The organism is Cellulosimicrobium funkei (genome assembly GCF_001019615.1).
GTDB classification, from domain to species: Bacteria; Actinomycetota; Actinomycetes; order Actinomycetales; family Cellulomonadaceae; genus Cellulosimicrobium; species Cellulosimicrobium cellulans_E.
In genome coordinates, this window is sequence record NZ_JNBQ01000014.1 from 63,681 (window position 1) to 82,320 (window position 18,640).

Consider the following 18,640-nt stretch of genomic DNA (forward strand, 5'->3'; position numbering starts at 1 on the left):
CGTCAGACGTCGATGCGGGCGTGGTCCAGCTCGGCCGCCCCCGCGACGATGAACTCCTTGCGCGGCGCGACGTCGCTGCCCATGAGCAGCTCGAACACGCGCTCCGCCGCCTCGGCGTGCTCGGCCGTGACGCGGCGCAGGGTGCGGTGGCGCGGGTCCATCGTCGTCTCGGCGAGCTGGTCCGCGTCCATCTCCCCCAGGCCCTTGTACCGCTGGATGTCGTCCTTGTAGCGGCGCCCGGCCTTGTCGAGCTTCTTGAGGGTCGCGGCGAGCTCGGCCTCAGAGTACGTGTAGATGTACTCGTTCTTGCGGCGGCCGGCACCGATGACCTCGATGCGGTGCAGCGGCGGCACCGCCGCGAACACGCGACCCGCCTCGACGAGCGGCTTCATGTACCGGTAGAAGAGCGTGAGCAGCAGCGTACGGATGTGGGCGCCGTCGACGTCGGCGTCCGTCATGAGCACGATCTTGCCGTAGCGCGCGGCCTCCAGGTCGAACGACCGCCCGGAACCGGCGCCGAGCACCTGGATGATCGCGGTGCACTCGGCGTTGCGGAGCATGTCGCTCACGGACGCCTTCTGCACGTTGAGGATCTTGCCGCGGATGGGCAGGAGCGCCTGGAAGTCGGAGCTGCGCGCGAGGCGCGCGGTGCCGAGCGCGCTGTCGCCCTCGACGATGAACAGCTCGCTGCGCTCGACGTCGTCGCTGCGGCAGTCGACGAGCTTGGCCGGCAGGGACGACGTCTCGAGCGCGTTCTTACGGCGCGAGATCTCCTTCTGCTTGCGCGCAGTGATGCGCGCCCGCATCTCCGCCACGACCTTGTCGAGCAGCAGCGCGGCCTGCGTCTTCTCGTCGCGCTTGGTCGACGTGAGGAGCGCGTTCAGCTCCTTCTCCACCACGCGCGACACGATGCCGCGCACGGGCGCGGTGCCGAGGACCTCCTTGGTCTGGCCCTCGAACTGCGGCTCCGCGAGGCGGACGGTCACGACGGCGGTCAGGCCCGCGAGGACGTCGTCCTTCTCGATGCGCTCGGACGCGTCCTTGGTCGAGACCTTGAGGCGGCGCGCGTTCGTCTCGACGGACTTGCGCAGCACCTTGAGCAGGCCCTGCTCGAACCCACCGAGGTGGGAGCCGCCCTTGGGCGTCGCGATGATGTTGACGAAGCTGCGGACCTCGGTCTCGTACCCCGTGCCCCAGCGCAGCGCGACGTCGACCTCGCAGTCGCGCTGCACGGCCTGCGGCGTCATGTGGCCACGGTCGTCGAGCACCGGCACGGTCTCCGTGAACGACCCCGAGCCCGTGAGGTGCCACGTCGCGGTGACGGGCGTGTCCGGCGCGAGGAAGTCGACGAAGTCGACCGACCCGCCCGTGTGCACGAACGTCTCCTCGTGCGGCCCGGACTCCCCCGGCGTGCCGGGCACGCCGCGCTCGTCGCGCACGGTGATCTCGAGGCCGGGGACGAGGAACGTCGTCTGGCGCACGCGCGTGACGAGCTCGTCGTAGGAGAAGACGGCGGTCTTGAGGAAGATCTGGCGGTCCGCCCAGTAGCGCACGCGCGTGCCGGTGACGCCGCGCTTCGTCTTGCCCACGACCGCGAGCTCGGAACCCGACACGAACGGCTCGAACGGGGCGTCCGGCGTCGGGCCCGTCTTCGGGTCCGTGAAGATGCCGGGCTCGCCCCGGTGGAACGTCATGCGGTGCGTCTTTCCGCCGCGGTCCACCTCGACGTCGAGGCGCGAGGACAGCGCGTTCACGACGGAGGCCCCGACGCCGTGGAGGCCGCCCGACGCGGTGTACGAGCCTCCGCCGAACTTGCCGCCCGCGTGCAGCTTGGTGAAGACGACCTCGACGCCCGACAGGCCGGTCTTGGGCTCGATGTCCACGGGGATGCCGCGGCCGTCGTCCTCGACCGTCACGGAGGTGTCGGCGTGGAGCACCACCCGGATCTTCGAGCAGTTGCCCGCGAGCGCCTCGTCGACCGAGTTGTCGATGATCTCCCACAGGCAGTGCATGAGGCCGCGCGAGTCGGTGGTCCCGATGTACATGCCGGGGCGCTTGCGCACGGCCTCGAGACCCTCGAGCACGGACAGGTGCCGAGCGGTGTAGCTGGACTCAGCGGAGGTGGTCGTCACGGCCGCAAGCCTAGACGAGCGCGCCCACACCCTTGCGCTCCCCCGCCGCGGGCGCGCAGCTCCGGCCCCGGGCGCGGGGCGGCACGGACCGCGCGGGCCTGGCACGACCCGAGGCGCTTCGCGGGTAGCGAACCAGGGGCCCGCGGGGGACGAATCCTCAGGAGCGGATGGTTTGATGTTCATGTGACTGCTACGACGACCACCACCGAACCGCTGACCGCGGCCGACCGCTGCGACCGCTGCGGGGCCCAGGCGTACGTCCGCGTGGTCCTGCCGAGCGGTGAGCTGCTGTTCTGCGGCCACCACGCGCGGGCGCACGCCGACGCCTACACCGACCTCGCGACGTCCATCCAGGACGAGACCGACAAGCTGCTCGCGGAGCACGGCGCGCGCTGACGCGCCGCTCGCACCGCCGCCCCTCGCCCCGAGCGGGGGCAGGAGGACCGGCTCCACCGCCCGGTCCGGCGGCCGACAGACGACGACACGACGAAGGCCCCGAGGAGATCTCCTCGGGGCCTTCGTGCGTCTCGACGGCTCCCGCCAGGGGCGGCCGGGCCGCTGGGGCCGGCCGCCCGAGGGCGGGACGTCAGTCGAGGTAGTCGCGCAGGACCTGCGAGCGGCTCGGGTGCCGCAGCTTCGACATGGTCTTCGACTCGATCTGCCGGATGCGCTCGCGCGTCACGCCGTAGACCTTGCCGATCTCGTCGAGCGTCTTGGGCTGCCCGTCGGACAGGCCGAACCGCATCGAGACGACGCCCGCCTCGCGCTCGCTGAGGGTGTCGAGCACCTGGTGGAGCTGCTCCTGGAGGAGCGTGAAGCTCACGGCGTCGGCCGGGACGATCGCCTCGGAGTCCTCGATGAGGTCGCCGAACTCGCTGTCGCCGTCCTCGCCGAGGGGCGTGTGCAGCGAGATGGGCTCGCGGCCGTACTTCTGGACCTCGACGACCTTCTCCGGGGTCATGTCGAGCTCCTTGGCGAGCTCCTCCGGCGTGGGCTCACGACCCAGGTCCTGCAACATCTGACGCTGCACACGCGCGAGCTTGTTGATGACCTCGACCATGTGCACCGGGATACGAATCGTGCGCGCCTGGTCCGCCATCGCCCGCGTGATCGCCTGCCGGATCCACCACGTCGCGTACGTCGAGAACTTGTAGCCCTTGGTGTAGTCGAACTTCTCGACCGCACGGATCAGACCGAGGTTGCCCTCCTGGATCAGGTCCAGGAACAGCATGCCGCGACCCGTGTACCGCTTGGCCAGCGACACCACCAGACGCAGGTTCGCCTCCAGCAGGTGGTTCTTCGCCCGCTTGCCGTCGTGCGCGATCCACTGCAGCTCACGCTTGAGCTTGCGGTCCAGGTCGTCACCCTCGGCCGCGAGCTTCTCCTCCGCGAACAGGCCGGCCTCGATCCGCTTCGCGAGCTCGACCTCCTGCTCCGCGTTCAGCAGCGCGACCTTGCCGATCTGCTTGAGGTAGTCCTTGACCGGGTCGGCCGTCGCACCGGCGGTGACGACCTGCTGGACCGGCGCGTCGTCCTCGTCGGCGTCCGACACGACGAAGCCCGTCTCCTCGGGCTCCTCGGCCGCGGCGCCGGCGGCGGGCTTCTTCGCGCCCGAGTCCGCGGCCGCGTCCTCCTCGTCCTCGGTCACGTCGATCTCGAGGTCCTCGACCTCGACCTCGGCGTCGTCCTCGTCGTCGTCCTTCTTCTTGGCGCGCGCGGGCGTCGCCTTCGCCTTGGCCGGGGCCTTCGCCGCGGTCTTGCGCGCGGCGGGCTTCGCGGGTCCGGTGGAGGACGCGGCCTCGGCGGCGTCGCCCTCGGCCGCCGGGGCGGCCTGGGTGGCGGTCGTCGCGCGACGCGTCGTCGACGACGTCGACTTCGCCGCTGCGGGCTTGGTGCGCGCCGTCGTCGTGCTGCGCGGCGACGCCGCCGCGGCGACCTTCGTCGTGGTCGGGATGTCGACCTCGACGCCGGCGCCTGCGAGCGCGCGGAAGACCGCCTTCAGCCGCTTGGCGTCGTTGACGGCGGCCTGCTCGCACGCGGTGCGGAAGCTCTCGGCGTCGACGCGACCGTTCGCGCTGCCGCGCCGCAGGAGCTCCTGCAGGGCGGGGTGCTCGAACTCTCGCGGGAGTGCGGAAATCGGGGTTGAGGGCGCCACAAACCGACCTTTCGGCAATCATGGGGGGCGGTAGGGCCGCCGGAGCGGGGACGTGAACCGTGAAGTGCGGGCTTCTCGTGGACTCTCACGGTGAGTCGTCGGGCTCTAGCGGATACCTATATTGTACCGGCGATCCGTGCACCGGACGCCGCGACACGGGGTGAGGTCGGACCTGACCGCCGCTCGGCGGTCCCGCACACCACGTCTCGGCGACGTCCGTCACCCGGGTCCTGGCCTGTACAACGGCCGGGCACCCGCGAAGATTCCCTGCTCAGGCCCCCGCGGCGCGCTCGGGCTTGACGGCCAGCACCGGGCAGGGCGCGTCGAGCAGGATGCGCTGCGCGTTCGACCCGAGGATGAGCTTGCCGACCGGGCTGCGGCGGCGCAGGCCGATGACGATGAGGTCCGCGGAGGCGCGCTCGGCCGCGCTCACGAGGTCGTCGGCAAGGTCGGACGTCCCCTGCTCACGCCGCAGCGTCGTCCCCGTCCCCTCGAGCCGCTCCTCGACCCGGCGCAGGTCGTCCTCGTGCGCGGCGGCGAGCTCGGGCGTCGACGTCGAGCCCTCCGTGACCACGACCACGAGCTCGGTGCCGCGCCGGACCGCCTCGGTGGCCGCGCTGTCGAGAGCCTCGCGGCCCTCGGGCGTGCTCAGGTGCGCGACGACGACGCTCATGTGTCCTCCGGAACGGCTCGTGGGCGCGGCCGGCCGCGGGCGGCGACCGCAGGTCGTGTTGCGGTCGAACCTACCCGAACCCGCGCGCCGCGGCTCACACGTCGGCGCGGATCCAGCCCGGCGGCACACCGGCGTCGAGCGCGCTCGACAGCAGGAGGGCGAGCCGGTACGTCGGGTCCTCCGCGAGCGCCTCGTCGAGCCGGCGTCCCGCCCGGCCGCCGTCCCCGTGCCACCAGGCGATGAGCGCGAGGAGCGTGAGCGCCGGCGCGGTGCTCCCGCGCGGGGCGTGCGCCACGACTGCCTCCAGCACGGCGCGGGCCGGTCCCGTGACGGCCGGGTCGGGCGCCAGACCCGCCGCCGGGTCGACGATCGACGCGATCGCGCGTGCCGTCCCGGCGTCGACGTCGCCGCCGCGCACCGTGCGGTCCGCGAGGTCGCCCGTCGCGGGCACGAGCGAGACGAGCACGGCGTCGCGCACCGGGACGGCCTCGAGCCCGGCCGCGAGCCGGCCCAGGACCCTGGCCGGAGGCAGTCCCGCCCCGGTCTGCGCCTCGGGTGCCTGGCCCCCTGCACGGTCCCGTTCGTGCTGCGCCGCGCGGGCGACCGCCGCGTTCCACTCGGCCAGGCTCTCGACCCGGCGGGCGACGGGGTCCGGGCCGGCCCATGCGTCGTTCGGGCCGCCCCCGCGGGCGCGGTCCCGGACCCGCCGCGCGGCACGCGCCGCACGCCGCCGGTCGTCGGCACCCGCGCGCGGGATCCGCAGCGCCTCCTCCCGCGAGTCCGCGAGCGCCGCCCCGGCGAGGACCATGTGCGCGCCCACCTCGCTCGACTCGAGCTCGCGCAGCGGGCGCCCGCCCGGCGGGCAGCACTCGTCCTCGGCGCAGTCGAGCGCGTACCAGCCGCTCGGCGCCACGACCCAGACGTCCACCGGGCCGTGGTGCGGCTCGACGGCCTCGCGGCAGTGCTCGACCGCGGCCCTCGCGACGGCGGCCTCGGCGCCGCCGGACCGCAGCGGGGCGTCCGTGTAGACGACGAGCACGACCCGTTCCGCGCCGTCCGCGGCGAGGTGTCCGACGACGGACCGCGCGAGCTGCGGGCCGTGCTCGAGGTCGGCGACGTCGGTCACGTCGACCCGGACGACGAGGCCGATCCGACCGCGCGGCGGGCGCAGCCCGACGAGGACGACGCTGTCCTGCGGTCGGTAGCCGAGCCGGTAGGGGACGAAGGCGAGGAGCTCGCGCGGGCCCTGGGCCCGGATCAGGGTGGTCATGCGCCCATCCCAGCCCGTCCCGGGGCCGCGCGGGGAGAGCGCGCGGACGCCTGTGGACGCCCGTCGTCCGGCGACGCCCCGGAACGCGCCCTGTGGTCCACCCCCGGGGGCGGTGGTGGCTCGCGGACGCCCGGGTGACTACGGTGTGCGCGTGCCACCACGAAACCGAGCCCGCGCGCGTCGAGCGGACCCGTCCGCTCGTGCTGCTGCCGTCGTCCTCGTCGTGGCGATGCTCGGCACGACGCTCGCGGGCTGCCGGTCCGACCTGGACGACGTCCAGGGGGCCGCCGGGCCTCGCGGTGCGCCGGAGTCCCCCGCGTCCGAGGCGGCCGGGGTCCCGGGCACGCCGCTGCCCGACTACGACGCCGCGTCGGCGGTCGGCGACCTCGTGGAGGGCTTCCCGGCGGAGCTCGTCACGGTCCCCCCGGGCGCCCAGGTGCTCGCGAGCTCGGCCAGGCCCACGGAGGACGGCACGCTCGTCGACGTCACCCTCAACCTGCGCTCGGAGGAGCCCGTCGAGGCCCTCACCGCCTACTACACCGACGGGCTCGGCGCCGCCGGGTTCGAGGTGTCGCCCTCCAGCGTCCCGAGCGCGCTCACGTCCCTCACGACGTTCGTCCGGACACCGGCGCCCGAGTCCCCCACCGAGTCGCTGGCCGTCGGCGTGTTCGACGACGAGACCGAGCGCCTGGTGACGATCAGCGGGCAGGTCGCGGCCGGCTGAGGGCTCAGACCGTGGTACGACGCCCCGGGGCGACCGCACCGCATAGGCTGCCCCCGTGCCGAACCCGTCGCTGCCGACCTCGTCCTCGCCCGAGCCCCTCGTCCCGGAGGCCACCCCGAGCGTCTCCGACCCGAGCCCGATCGCCCTCGTCGACCGGGAGGGCGTGCGCGCCGGGGTCGACGAGGCCCTGCACGTCACGACCGCCGCGCTGCGCGACGAGCTCACCTCCACGCACCCCGACGCGGACCCGCTCGCCGACGCGACGGACGAGCTGGTCGCCGGGGGCAAGCGCCTGCGCGCCGCCTTCTGCTACTGGTCCTGGCGTGCGCACGGCGGCGACCCGGACGGCCCGCATCGCGACGTCGTGCTCCGCGCAGGTGCGGCGCTCGAGCTGTTCCAGGCCGCGGCGCTCTTCCACGACGACGTCATGGACGCGTCCGACACGCGGCGCGGGCACCCGACCGCGCACCGCGCGTTCGGGGCACGGCACCGCGCGCTCGGCTGGTCGGGCGACGCCGACCGGTACGGCGAGAACACGGCGATCCTGCTCGGAGACCTCGCGCTCATCGCGAGCCACCGCGAGCTGGGCGACGCGCTCGACGCCCTCCCCGCCGACGTCGCGACGCGGTCGCGCGTCGTGTTCGGGCGCATGCAGACCGAGGTGATCGTGGGGCAGTACCTCGACGTGCAGGCGCAGGTGCTGCCGTGGGGCGACGACCCCGCGGCCGACGAGCTGCGCGCGCGGGCCGTGATCCGGTCGAAGTCGGCGCGCTACAGCGTCGAGCACCCGATCGCGCTCGGCGCCGCGCTCGCCGGGGCTGACGAGGCCGCCGTCGCCGCGACGAGCGCGTTCGGGCTGCCCGTGGGCGAGGCGTTCCAGCTCCGCGACGACGTGCTCGGCGTGTTCGGGGACGCGCGCGTCACGGGCAAGCCCGCGGGCGACGACCTGCGCGAGGGCAAGCGCACGGTGCTCGTCGTGCGCGCGCTCGCCGCGGCGACGCCCGCGCAGCGCGACCTCCTGCTCACGCACCTGGGCGACCCGGACCTCGACGCGGGCACGGTCGAGGAGCTGCGCGCCGTGCTCGTCGAGACCGGTGCGCGCGACGCCGTGGAGTCGCTCATCGCCGAGCTCACCGACCGGGCGTCGTCGGCCCTCGCCGGCGCGGGGCTCGACGAGCCCGGGGCCGCGATGCTCGGGCTGCTCGCGCGGGCCGCCGTCGAGCGCACCGCCTGACGCCGGGTCGGGCAGGTCGGCCGAGCGCGTCGGACGAGCGGGTCAGAGCTCGGACTGCGCGACGCGCCGCACGCGCGCCTTGTGGCCGCTCAGGAGCGTGTCCAACGGAGGCTCCCCCAGCTCGGCGTGCGGCGCGAACAGCCACTCGAGGATCTCGGCGTCGTCGAAGCCGGCGTCGGTGAGCACGACGATCGTGCCCTGGAGGCTCGACAGGACGCCGACGCGGCCGCTCTCGTCCGGACGGCCGGCGTTCGCCGGGTCGACGAGGTGCAGCGGCACGAGGAACCGAGCGGGGATCTGGAACGTCGTCCGCTCGCCGCGCTTCACGCCGACGACGCGGCGCTCCTGGACGATCCGGCGCACCTTGCCGACGTCCGTGCCGAGCGCCTCGGCGACGTCGGGGAGGGTCAGCCACTCGCCGACCAGGTCGTCGAGGGTCGGGCGGGGGCTGGGGTCACGGTCGGTCACCGGGCAAGCCTACGGCGTGCCTCCACACGACGACCACGCCGTGCGCGCCCGCGCTCACCGGATCGCGACGCCCGGCCACCTAGACTCTCCCCGTGGCCACCGTGACGACCGATCCCCTCGTCGGCCGCCTGGTCGACGGGCGGTACGAGGTCGTCTCGCGCATCGCGCGAGGCGGCATGGCGACGGTCTACCTGGCCGTCGACCGGCGGCTCGAGCGCGAGGTCGCGCTCAAGGTCATGCACGCCCACCTCGCCGAGGGTGCGTCGGGCGCCGACTTCGTCTCGCGCTTCCGCCGGGAGGCGCGCGCGGCGGCCCGCCTCACGCACCCCGGTCTCGTCGCCGTGTACGACCAGGGGCTCGACGGCGACACGAGCTACCTCACGATGGAGTACGTGGCGGGCTCGAACCTGCGCCGCGCGATGCTCACGGAGCGCACGCTGCCGCTCGGCCGCACGCTCGACGTGCTCGAGGACGTCCTCGACGCTCTCGCCGCCGCCCACCGCGCCGGGCTGGTGCACCGCGACATCAAGCCGGAGAACGTGCTGGTCGACACCGAGGGGCGGCTCAAGGTCACCGACTTCGGGCTCGCGCGCGCGGTCAACGAGGTCACGGCGACGACGACCGGCACCATCCTCGGGACCGTCGCCTACCTCTCCCCCGAGCTCATCGCGACGGGCGCGTGCGACGCGCGGACCGACGTCTACGCCGTGGGGATCCTCGCCTACGAGATGCTGCTGGGCACGGTCCCGCACACCGGCACGACGCCCATCCAGGTCGCGTTCCAGCACGTCAACAACGACGTGCCGCCGCCCTCGGACGTCGCCCCGTGGATCCCGCCGGAGGTCGACGACCTGCTGTGCGCGCTCGCCGCGCGCGACCCCGCGGACCGCCCGGCCGACGCCGGCGCCGCCCTCGCGCTCGTCCGCTCGGTCCGGGCGGCGCTCGACCCGGCCGACCTCGAGCGGCGCGTCGAGCCGCCCGCGGCCGCGGGCGTCGTCGACCCCGCCCGAGGCGCGGAACCCGGCCCGACGGCGGAGCACCGTGCGGCGGCGACGGCGCCCCTCGCCGCGCTCAGCCTCCAGGACCGTGAGGCCGCCGGCCTCACGGAGCCGCTCGCCGTGGGGCACGTCGTCGCCCCGACGACACGGCCGGGCCCGCCACCGCCTCCGGCTCCCCCGGCCACGGCCCGAGGCCGCGGCCGGGGCCGTGCCCTCGTCTGGTCGCTGGTCGTGCTGCTCGTCCTCGCGGGCGTCGGTGGCGGCGCGGCCTGGTGGTTCTCGTCCGGCCCGGGCGCGTACACGCAGGTCCCCGACGGCCTCGTCGAGGTGTCCCGCACCGAGGCCGCAGCGATCCTCGACGGCGCGAACCTCGACCACACGGTCGAGGAGCGCTACGACGACACCGTGCCCGAGGGCGCCGTCGTCGAGACCGACCCTCCGTCCGGCGAGCCGGTGCGCAAGGACGGGAGCGTCCAGCTCGTCGTCTCGAAGGGCGTCCGGATGCTCACGGTGCCGACCGGCCTCGTGGGCGCCACGCAGGTGGACGCCACGTCCGCGCTGGAGGGCGCGGACCTGACGGTCGGCGATCCCGTCGCGAAGGCGCACGACGAGGTCCCGGAGGGCCAGGTCATGGCGGTCACGGACGGCGACGGCAACCCGATCGAGGAGGGCGCCACGATCCGGCACGACGTTCCCGTCGTGCTCACGGTCTCGTCCGGCCCGGCGCCCGTCGTCGTCCCGCAGGTCACGGGCTCCCAGAAGGACGCCGCGATCAAGGCCCTGGAGGACCAGGGCCTCGAGCCCGCGGTCACCGAGGAGTACTCCGAGTCCGTCGCCGCGGGTCTCGTGATCCGCCAGGACCCCGAGCAGGGCAGCGACGCGCACCGGACGGACACGGTGAACGTCGTCGTCTCGCTCGGCCCCCCGCTCGTCGAGGTGCCCGACACCTACGGCACCAACGTCAAGGCGGCCGAGAAGGCCCTGCGCGACGCGGGCTTCGAGGTCGAGGTCCGCCACCCGCAGGGCATCAGCCCGCTCAACATCGTCTACGCCCAGGACCCGCCGGGCGGGGACGGCCGCACCGCGCCCAAGGGCTCGACGATCGTCATCAACGTCTTCTGACGCGACGGCGACCGGCAGCGGCGTCCTCAGCTGCGGTCCTCAGCGGCAGTCCCTCAGCGGCAGTCCCTCAACGGCGCAGCATCTCCGCGACCTGGAACGCCATCTCCAGCGACTGCTGGTGGTTGAGGCGCGGGTCGACCAGGGTCTCGTAGCGCAGGGCCAGGCCCGCGTCGTCGATCTCCTCGCTGCCACCCAGCACCTCGGTGACGTCGTCGCCCGTGAGCTCGACGTGCAGCCCGCCCGGGACGGTGCCCGCGGCACGGTGCACCTCGAAGAACCCGCGGACCTCGTCGAGCACGTCGTCGAAGCGACGCGTCTTGTAGCCGCTCGCGGACGTGATCGTGTTGCCGTGCATCGGGTCGGTGACCCACGTGACGGGCACTCCCGCCCGGGACACGGCCTCGACGAGCGGCGGCAGCGCGTCGCGCACGTTGCCCGCGCCCATGCGTGTGACGAACGTCAGGCGACCCTCGACGTCGTCCGGGTTGAGCCGGTGCGCGAGCTCGAGCGCGACGTCGGGCGTCGTGGTCGGCCCGAGCTTGACGCCGATCGGGTTCGCGACGCGCGACAGGAAGTCGACGTGCGCGCCGTCGAGCTGGCGCGTGCGCTCGCCGATCCACAGGAAGTGGGCCGACGTGTCGTACGCGTCGCCCGTGCGCGTGTCGCGGCGCGTGAGCGCGCGCTCGTAGTCCAGGACGAGGGCCTCGTGGCTCACGAAGAACTCGACCGTGCGCAGCGCGTCGAAGTCGGCGCCGCACGCGTCCATGAAGCGGATCGCGCGGTCGATCTCCGACGCCGTCTGCTCGTAGCGCGCGTAGGCGGGATTGCGCATGAACCCGCGGTTCCACTCGTGGACCTGGCGCAGGTCGGCGAACCCGCCGGTCGTGAAGGCCCGCACGACGTTCCACGTGGCCGACGAGATCTGGTACGCCTGCACGAGGCGCTCCGGGTCGGGCACACGCGCCTCGGGGGTGAACGCGTGGCCGTTGATCATGTCGCCGCGGTACGCGGGCAGCGTCACGCCGTCGCGCGTCTCCGAGTCGGAGCTGCGCGGCTTCGCGTACTGCCCGGCCATGCGGCCCATCTTCACGACGGGCATGCTCGCCCCGTGCGTGAGGATGACCGCCATCTGGAGGATCGTGCGGATCTTGTTGCGGATGCGGTCGGCGTTCGCCTCGGCGAACGTCTCGGCGCAGTCTCCCCCTTGGAGGAGGAACGCCTCGCCCCGCCCGGCCGCGGCCAGGCGGGAGCGCAGCGTGTCGGCCGCGGCGGGCACCACGAGCGGCGCGGAGGCCGCGAGCCGGTCCCGGACGGCGTCGAGCGCCGCCTCGTCCGGCCACGTCGGCTGCTGGAGCGCGACGAGCGTGCGGAAGTGGTCGAGCCCGGCGTCGGTCCCCGGCTCGCTCGTGGTGGTCATCCCGCTGCCCGGGTCAGTGCGCGGCGGGTGCCGCGGCGACGAGCGGCTGGCCGATGCCCTCGAGGAGCTCGCCGAACCACTGCTGCGTGACGTCGAACGCCTTGCCGCCGGCGATGCGCGGGAACTCGATCGCGCGCAGGCGGTCGCCGTTCTCCTCGTCGTGCCCGATGACGCCGGACTCTCCGCGCAGCGCGCACTCGACCGCGAGGTCGGTCATCGACTTGATGAGGCGCAGGTCCTCGGCGTTCGCGGCCGCGGCGCGCGAGAAGTAGCCGGACTTCTGGACCATGACCTTCTCGGCGCCCAGCTTGTCGGCGAACTGCTTGGCGAACCACTGGCCCGGGTTGACGGTGTCGAGCTTGACGTGGCCGAACGGGTCGCGCTGGACCTCCTCGCCGGCCGCCTCGAGCTGCGCGACGATCTCGTGCATGCCGGCGCCCTCGGACAGGAAGATGTTGACGTTCCCCTGCTCGTCCATGATCGCCTTGAGGCGCTCGGCCTCGGCGTCGATGTCGAGCGCGAGCTCCGGCAGGAAGACGGCGTGGACGTCCCAGCGCTCGCGCGACAGGCCGAGGGCCGGGGCCCACTCCTGCGCGTCGAGCCACTTGCGGTACTCGGCCGCGGACGCGGCGGTGAGCCACCCGCAGTGCCGTCCCATGACCTCGTGCACGATGAGCATGCGCGGGCCCGAGCGGTGCTCGCCGATGACGTTCGCCGCGAAGCCCGCGGCCTCCTCGGCCGCGGTCCACGCGCCGAGCGACTGACGGATCGGGATCACGTCGTTGTCGATGGTCTTCGGCAGGCCCACGACGGTGAGCTCGTAGCCGTTCTCGTGGAGGTACGCGGCGAGGTCGGCCGCGGTCGTGTTCGTGTCGTCACCGCCGATCGTGTGCAGGACGTCGACGCCGTCCGCCTTGAGCTGCTCCGCGGCGACCTGCAGCGGGTCCTGACCCTCCTCGACGAGGCCGCGCTTGACGCAGTCGGCCGCGTTGGTGAGCTTGACGCGCGAGTTGCCGATCGGCGACCCGCCGAAGCGGTGCAGGATGCCGGCCTGCTTGCGACCCTCCTCGTCCACCACGATCTTCGTGCCGGTCAGCAGGCCGTGGTAGCCGTACTGGTAGGCGATGATCTCGATCTCCGGGTCGAGCTCCGTGTACCGCTCGATGAGACCCCCGACGGCGGAGGACAGGCACGGGGCGAAACCGCCCGCGGTGAGGAGGGCGACGCGACGAACCGACATGTGAACTCAGAACCTCTCGTAGGACGGATCCTGGCCGGACGGACGCGGTCCGGCGGGGTGGCGGCGACGGCGGCGGGCACGAACCCCGCGAGGGGTACCACGAGCACTGCGCGACCGGCCGTCGCTCAGTCTACTGACGTCGCGCCGGGCTCCGGCGGCGGTTCCGGGACCTGGACGTCGGGAGCCGGGCGGCCGCCGGGCGCCCCGCCCGCCTCCTCGGACTCGGTGTGCCCCGCGGCGAGCCGCGCCTTGGCCGTCGCGGCGTAGATGTCGACGTACTCCTGGCCGGAGAGCCGCATGATCGCGTACTGGATCTCGTCGGCGACGGCGCGCAGGATGAAGCGGTCGTTCTCCATGCCGCGGTACCGCGAGAAGTCGAGCGGCTCCCCGATGACGACCCCGATGCGCATGGGCTTGGGGATGACCTTGCCGATCGGCTGGGCGATGTTCGTGCCCACCATCGCGACCGGCACCACGGGCGCGCCCGACTCGAGCGCGAGGCGCGCGACGCCCGTCTTGCCGCGGTACAGCCGACCGTCCGGGCTGCGCGTGCCCTCGGGGTAGATGCCGAACAGGTCCCCCTCGCGCAGGACGCGCAGGCCGGTCTCGAGCGCGGCCTCGCTCGCCTTGCCCCCGGCCCGGTCGACGGGGATCGTGCCGACGCCCCGCATGAACCCGGCCGTCAGGCGCCCCTTGACCCCCGTGCCCGTGAAGTAGTCGGACTTGCCGAGGAACTGCACCTTGCGGTCGAGGACGAGCGGCAGGATGAAGGAGTCGATGACCGCGAGGTGGTTGCTCGCGAGGATCGCACCCCCCTCGTCCGGCACGTGCTCGACGCCCCGCGTCCAGGGACGGTACAGGACCCGCAGGATCGGGCCGACCATCACCTGCTTCATGAACCAGTAGAACAACGTTCCTCCTCGCGGGGTCCCGGCGCGGGACGTGCATCCGACTCTAGAGTGATTCCTATGGCCGCACCGAACGCCCAGCCGGACTCCCCGCAGCCCGACGACGCACCCGACCCCACGCCCGACGACGCGTCGCGGGGCCCGGAGCGCCCCGGTCCCGACGACGCGGGTGCCCGGCAGGACGATGCGCCGCACGAGCCGGCCCTCGACGTCGACGCGCAGTGGGCCGGCATCGTGGCCGAGCTCTCCGACCTGTCCGACCTCGACCGCGACGCCGGGCGCAGCGCCGAGGACGGAGAAGGGCCCGCCGACGCTCCGGACGGGTCCGCGCCGTCGCCGCGCGAGGGCCGCGACGTGCTCGGGTCGGTGCCGGTCGCGCCGTGGGTCCGCACCAGCGGTCCCCGCGACTGGCCGACGACGCCGGACGTCGAGGACCTCGAGGAGGCCGAGAGCCACTTCGTGCCGCCCGACCCGCCGCTCGTGCTCGGCCGCGACCCGCTCCTCACCATGGCGTGGGCCCTGGTCGTCGGCGTGCCGATCCTGCTGCTGGTCGTGCTCGTCGTGGTGCGTCCGTACCCGGTGATCGTCGCGCAGGTGGGCGGCGGGGCGTTCCTCGCCGGGCTCGCGATCCTGCTCTGGCGCATGCCCCACCGCCGGGACGACGACGACGAGGGCCCGGGCGCCGTCGTCTGACGCCCGGGCCCCGTCAGGACCGGATGGTCGCCGGTCCGCGGCCGTCGACGGAGGCTCAGCGGCGCGCGAGGTCCGCCGCGCCGACGATCCCGGCCTCGTTGCCGTGCTCGGCGAGCTCGATGCGCGCCTCGGGACGGTGGCCGCGCGCGGAGAGCTGGTCCGCGAACGCGCGGCGCACGGGCTGGAGCAGCAGGTCGCCGGCCGCGCCGACGCCGCCGCCGATCACGATGAGCTCGGGGTCGAGCAGCGCCGTCACCGAGGCCGCGCCCTCGCCGATCCAGCGGCCGAGGTTGGCGAGCAGCTCGACCGCGAGGTCGTCGCCCTCCTGAGCGGCCTGGGTGATCTGGGGGCCGTTGAGCTTGTCCGGGTCGCCGCCGCAGATCTCCAGGAGGCGCGTCGCGCGGTCCGGCTGGGCGATGAGCGCGTTCTGCCCGTCGCGCACCAGGGCGCGCCCGGACGCGTACTGCTCCCAGCAGCCCTCGTGGCCGCAGCCGCAGTAGTGCCCGCCCGGGACGACGCGCATGTGCCCCACCTCGGCGGCGACGCCCCACTTGCCGCGCACGAGCTCGCGGTCCACGACGATCGCACCACCGAGTCCGGTCCCGACCGTGAGCATGAGCATGTCGGTCGCGTCGCGGCCGACGCCGAACTGGAACTCCGCCCAGCCCGCCGCGTTCGCGTCGTTCTCGACGACGATCGGCACGTCGGTGTCCCCGATGAGCTCGCGCACGTTCCTCGCGAGGGGGTACTCGCGCCACGCGATGTTCGGCGCGAAGAGCACGGACGTGCGGTCGGGGCTGACGAAGCCGGCCGCGGCCAGTCCCATGGCGCCCACCTCGTGCTCGGCGGTCAGCTCGGCATACACGTCGGCGATGGCACGGTCGATGCTCGCGACGTCGTCGGGCTCGGTGTCGCGGCGCGTCTGGACGAGGATCTCGCCCTTCTCGTCGACGACCCCGGCCGCGATCTTCGTCCCGCCGATGTCCACACCGATGGCGTGCATGTCCCGTCCTCACTCGCTCGGTAACCGCTGATGAACCGCTGACTGGAAGCCTCACGCTGCGAGTGCTGCCCGCGCACGGGCGACGCACGACGACGGCTCGCGACCCCGCGCCCGGGTCGTCCTGCCGGAACTCCGCGCCCGCGCGAAACGTTGCGCAAGCAGCGCACAGCACCTGAAGCCTACCGACATCGACAGGTCCCGGGCACACACCGCCACTGGGTAGGGTTCTCCCACCGTCGACTACTGCCACTGGAGCCAGAATGGACGAGATCAGCGCCCCACGGATCGTCGAAGTCGATCCCTCGAAGAACCTCAACGACCTGCTCGCGAGCCGCGTCGCGGCCGACCCGGCGGCGCCGATGGTCGAGCGCCGCGTCGGCACCGACGGTGCGTGGCAGGCCCTCAGCGCCCGCGGGTTCGACGCCGAGGTCGTCGCCGTGGCGAAGGGGCTCGTCGCGCGCGGCATCCAGCCGGGCGACCACGTGGGCATCATGTCGCGCACGCGCTACGAGTGGACGCTCCTCGACTGGGCCACGTGGGCGGCCGGCGCCGTTCCGGTGCCGCTCTACGAGACGTCGAGCGCCGAGCAGGTGCAGTGGATCCTCTCGGACGCCGACGTCCGGCTGCTCGTCGTCGAGACCGAGGCGCACGCCGCGACCGTCGGGGAGGTGCGCGACCAGGTGCCCGCGCTCGGCGGTGTCCTCGCCATCGACTCCGGAGCGATCGCGACCCTCACGGCCGACGGTGCCGCGGTGGAGGACGCCGAGATCGAGCGCCGGCGCGGCCTGGCGAACCTCGCCGACGTCGCCACGATCATCTACACGTCGGGCACGACCGGGCGCCCCAAGGGCGCGGAGCTCACGCACCAGAACTTCTACTCGCTCACGGTCAACGCCGTGAAGGCGGTGCCCGAGGTGTTCGGCGAGCCGGGCGGTCGCACGCTGCTCTTCATGCCGCTCGCGCACGTGTTCGCGCGGTTCATCGGCGTGCTCGTCGTCGCCGGCGGGACGGTGCTGGGACACACGCCCGACACGAAGACGCTGCTCGACGACCTCGGCACCTTCAAGCCGACGTACATCCTCTCGGTGCCGCGCGTGTTCGAGAAGGTCTACAACTCGTCCGAGCAGAAGGCCGCCGCGGGCGGCAAGCTGAAGATCTTCCACTGGGCCGCCGCGACGGCGATCGCGTACTCGCGCGCGCTCGACGAGCCGTCCGGCCCCGGTATCGGGCTGCGCCTCCAGCACAAGGTCGCCGACGCGCTCGTGTTCAAGAAGCTCCGCCACGCGCTCGGCGGCCGCGCCAAGTACGCGGTGTCCGGCGGCGCGCCGCTCGGCGAGCGGCTGGGGCACTTCTACCGGGGCATCGGCGTGCGCATCCTCGAGGGCTACGGGCTCACGGAGTCGACGGCGCCCACGAGCGTCAACCGCCCCGCGACCACGAAGATCGGGACCGTCGGCGAGCAGCTCCCCGGCTGCGCGGCGCGCATCGCCGAGGACGGCGAGATCCTGCTCAAGGGCGACCACATCTTCCGCGGCTACCACAACAACGAGCAGGCCACGGCGGACGCGTTCGTCGACGGCTGGTTCCGCACGGGCGACCTCGGCTCGCTCGACGAGGACGGGTTCCTGCGCATCACGGGCCGCAAGAAGGAGATCATCGTGACCGCGGGCGGCAAGAACGTCGCGCCCGCCGTCCTCGAGGACCGGATCCGCGCCCACGCCCTGGTCTCCCAGTGCGTCGTCGTCGGCGACCAGAAGCCGTTCATCGGCGCGCTCGTCACGCTCGACCCCGAGGGGCTGCCGGGCTGGGCGAGCATGCACGGCAAGGAGCCGATGTCGATCGAGGACGCGGCCAAGGACCCCGACGTCCTCGCCGCCCTCGACGCCGCCGTGACGCGCGCCAACCAGGCCGTGTCGCGGGCCGAGTCCATCCGCAAGTTCACCGTGCTCACCACCGACTTCACCGTCGAGAACGGCTACCTCACGCCGTCGCTCAAGGTGAAGCGCAGCGAGGTGCTCAAGGACTTCGCGGCCGACGTGGAGGCGATCTACGTGGACGGGCCCGCCCCGGTCCGCTGACGCTCGACGTCGTCGACGACGCCCGCACGGCCCTCCCCGGCACCCGCCGGGGAGGGCCGTCGTCGTTTCAGCGGCGCGCGAGCCGCGCGAGGAGCGCCTGCGCCGGGACGCACACCGCGCCCATCGCCTGCACGTCGTCCGACACCGCGCGGTCGCTCGTCACGACGACGACCGGTCGGCCCGCGGGCTCGGCGGCGACCAGGCGGCGGATGAGGTCGTCGGCGATCTCCCCCGACGAGAAGAGCACGCGCACGCCGCGCGGGGCGTGCACCGGCCGGGCGGCGGCGTCGGCGCCGTCGAAGCACACCGTGACCTCGGTGCCTCCCGCCGCGACGCGCAGGAGCCCGCTGAGGAGCCGGTCGCGCTGCGCGGCGAGCGTGAGCTCGCCGAAGCCGGTCTTGGTCACGTTGTAGCCGTCGACGACGAGGTGGGTGCGCGGGACGGAGAGGAGGTCGCCGAGCAGCGCGGGGTCGTCCGCCGCGCGCCCGCGCGACCCGGGCCGCGGTCGCGCGGCGGCACCCGGCA

16 protein-coding genes are annotated in these 18,640 nt (G+C 73.7%); 6 read left to right on the forward strand and 10 right to left on the reverse strand.

From position 1 onward, the window contains the following. Nucleotides 1-2: 2 nt before the first annotated feature. Nucleotides 3-2,132, reverse strand: coding sequence for a DNA gyrase/topoisomerase IV subunit B (locus tag FB00_RS12025; protein ID WP_047233154.1), 2,130 nt, complete (start codon nt 2,130-2,132; stop codon nt 3-5). A 183-nt stretch (nt 2,133-2,315) separates the two neighbouring features. Between FB00_RS12025 and FB00_RS12030 the strand changes: the two genes are divergently transcribed. Beyond that, nucleotides 2,316-2,528, forward strand: coding sequence for a DUF7455 domain-containing protein (locus tag FB00_RS12030; RefSeq protein ID WP_021479923.1), 213 nt, complete (start codon nt 2,316-2,318; stop codon nt 2,526-2,528). 190 nt (nt 2,529-2,718) lie between these two features. Here the strand turns inward: FB00_RS12030 and FB00_RS12035 are convergent, their stop codons facing one another. The 3 genes from FB00_RS12035 to FB00_RS12045 all read right to left on the reverse strand — a co-directional run bounded on the left by FB00_RS12035 (nt 2,719) and on the right by FB00_RS12045 (nt 6,230). Next, the gene (locus FB00_RS12035) at nt 2,719-4,287 is read right to left on the reverse strand and encodes an RNA polymerase sigma factor (protein WP_047233155.1); all 1,569 of its coding nucleotides are present in this window, start codon (nt 4,285-4,287) and stop codon (nt 2,719-2,721) included. 271 nt (nt 4,288-4,558) lie between these two features. Further along, nucleotides 4,559-4,960 (reverse strand): universal stress protein, encoded by a 402-nt coding sequence (locus tag FB00_RS12040; protein WP_047233156.1) that lies wholly within the window; start codon nt 4,958-4,960, stop codon nt 4,559-4,561. Between the two features lie 94 nt (nt 4,961-5,054). Beyond that, entirely contained in the window at nt 5,055-6,230 is a 1,176-nt protein-coding gene (locus FB00_RS12045; RefSeq protein ID WP_047233157.1) for a DUF4192 domain-containing protein, read from the reverse strand. 151 nt (nt 6,231-6,381) lie between these two features. On the opposite strand from FB00_RS12045, the gene FB00_RS12050 reads away from it, so the two are divergent. Then, nucleotides 6,382-6,954, forward strand: coding sequence for a hypothetical protein (locus tag FB00_RS12050; protein ID WP_156186390.1), 573 nt, complete (start codon nt 6,382-6,384; stop codon nt 6,952-6,954). Nucleotides 6,955-7,009: 55 nt separating this feature from the next. Further along, nucleotides 7,010-8,188 (forward strand): polyprenyl synthetase family protein, encoded by a 1,179-nt coding sequence (locus FB00_RS12055; protein WP_331386742.1) that lies wholly within the window; start codon nt 7,010-7,012, stop codon nt 8,186-8,188. Nucleotides 8,189-8,230: 42 nt separating this feature from the next. Here FB00_RS12055 and FB00_RS12060 read toward each other — a convergent pair whose 3' ends face one another. Continuing rightward, nucleotides 8,231-8,656, reverse strand: a complete 426-nt coding sequence (locus FB00_RS12060; RefSeq protein ID WP_047233158.1) for an Rv2175c family DNA-binding protein — start codon at nt 8,654-8,656, stop codon at nt 8,231-8,233. 92 nt (nt 8,657-8,748) lie between these two features. On the opposite strand from FB00_RS12060, the gene pknB reads away from it, so the two are divergent. Then, nucleotides 8,749-10,776 (forward strand): Stk1 family PASTA domain-containing Ser/Thr kinase, encoded by a 2,028-nt coding sequence (gene pknB / locus FB00_RS12065; protein WP_047233159.1) that lies wholly within the window; start codon nt 8,749-8,751, stop codon nt 10,774-10,776. A 67-nt stretch (nt 10,777-10,843) separates the two neighbouring features. Here the strand turns inward: pknB and FB00_RS12070 are convergent, their stop codons facing one another. From FB00_RS12070 to FB00_RS12080, 3 genes are all read right to left on the reverse strand, one after another. After that, nucleotides 10,844-12,193 (reverse strand): class II 3-deoxy-7-phosphoheptulonate synthase, encoded by a 1,350-nt coding sequence (locus tag FB00_RS12070; RefSeq protein WP_047233160.1) that lies wholly within the window; start codon nt 12,191-12,193, stop codon nt 10,844-10,846. A 13-nt stretch (nt 12,194-12,206) separates the two neighbouring features. Continuing rightward, on the reverse strand, nt 12,207-13,433 hold the full coding sequence (locus tag FB00_RS12075; RefSeq protein ID WP_047233161.1) for a pyrophosphate--fructose-6-phosphate 1-phosphotransferase: 1,227 nt from the start codon (nt 13,431-13,433) through the stop codon (nt 12,207-12,209). A 125-nt stretch (nt 13,434-13,558) separates the two neighbouring features. Beyond that, entirely contained in the window at nt 13,559-14,344 is a 786-nt protein-coding gene (locus FB00_RS12080) for a lysophospholipid acyltransferase family protein (protein ID WP_231581824.1), read from the reverse strand. A 57-nt stretch (nt 14,345-14,401) separates the two neighbouring features. Here FB00_RS12080 and FB00_RS21140 point away from each other — a divergent pair, with 57 nt between their 5' ends. Then, nucleotides 14,402-15,034 carry a hypothetical protein gene (locus tag FB00_RS21140; RefSeq protein ID WP_052877628.1) on the forward strand — a complete coding sequence of 211 codons (633 nt, stop codon included), beginning with the start codon at nt 14,402-14,404 and terminating at the stop codon, nt 15,032-15,034. A gap of 55 nt (nt 15,035-15,089) precedes the next feature. Here FB00_RS21140 and FB00_RS12090 read toward each other — a convergent pair whose 3' ends face one another. Next, entirely contained in the window at nt 15,090-16,037 is a 948-nt protein-coding gene (locus tag FB00_RS12090) for an ROK family glucokinase (protein ID WP_047233162.1), read from the reverse strand. A 260-nt stretch (nt 16,038-16,297) separates the two neighbouring features. Here FB00_RS12090 and FB00_RS12095 point away from each other — a divergent pair, with 260 nt between their 5' ends. Continuing rightward, on the forward strand, nt 16,298-18,115 hold the full coding sequence (locus FB00_RS12095) for an AMP-dependent synthetase/ligase (protein WP_047233163.1): 1,818 nt from the start codon (nt 16,298-16,300) through the stop codon (nt 18,113-18,115). A 67-nt stretch (nt 18,116-18,182) separates the two neighbouring features. Here the strand turns inward: FB00_RS12095 and FB00_RS12100 are convergent. After that, a partial coding sequence (locus tag FB00_RS12100) for an NYN domain-containing protein (protein ID WP_047233164.1) occupies nt 18,183-18,640 on the reverse strand: 458 nt, incomplete at its 5' end.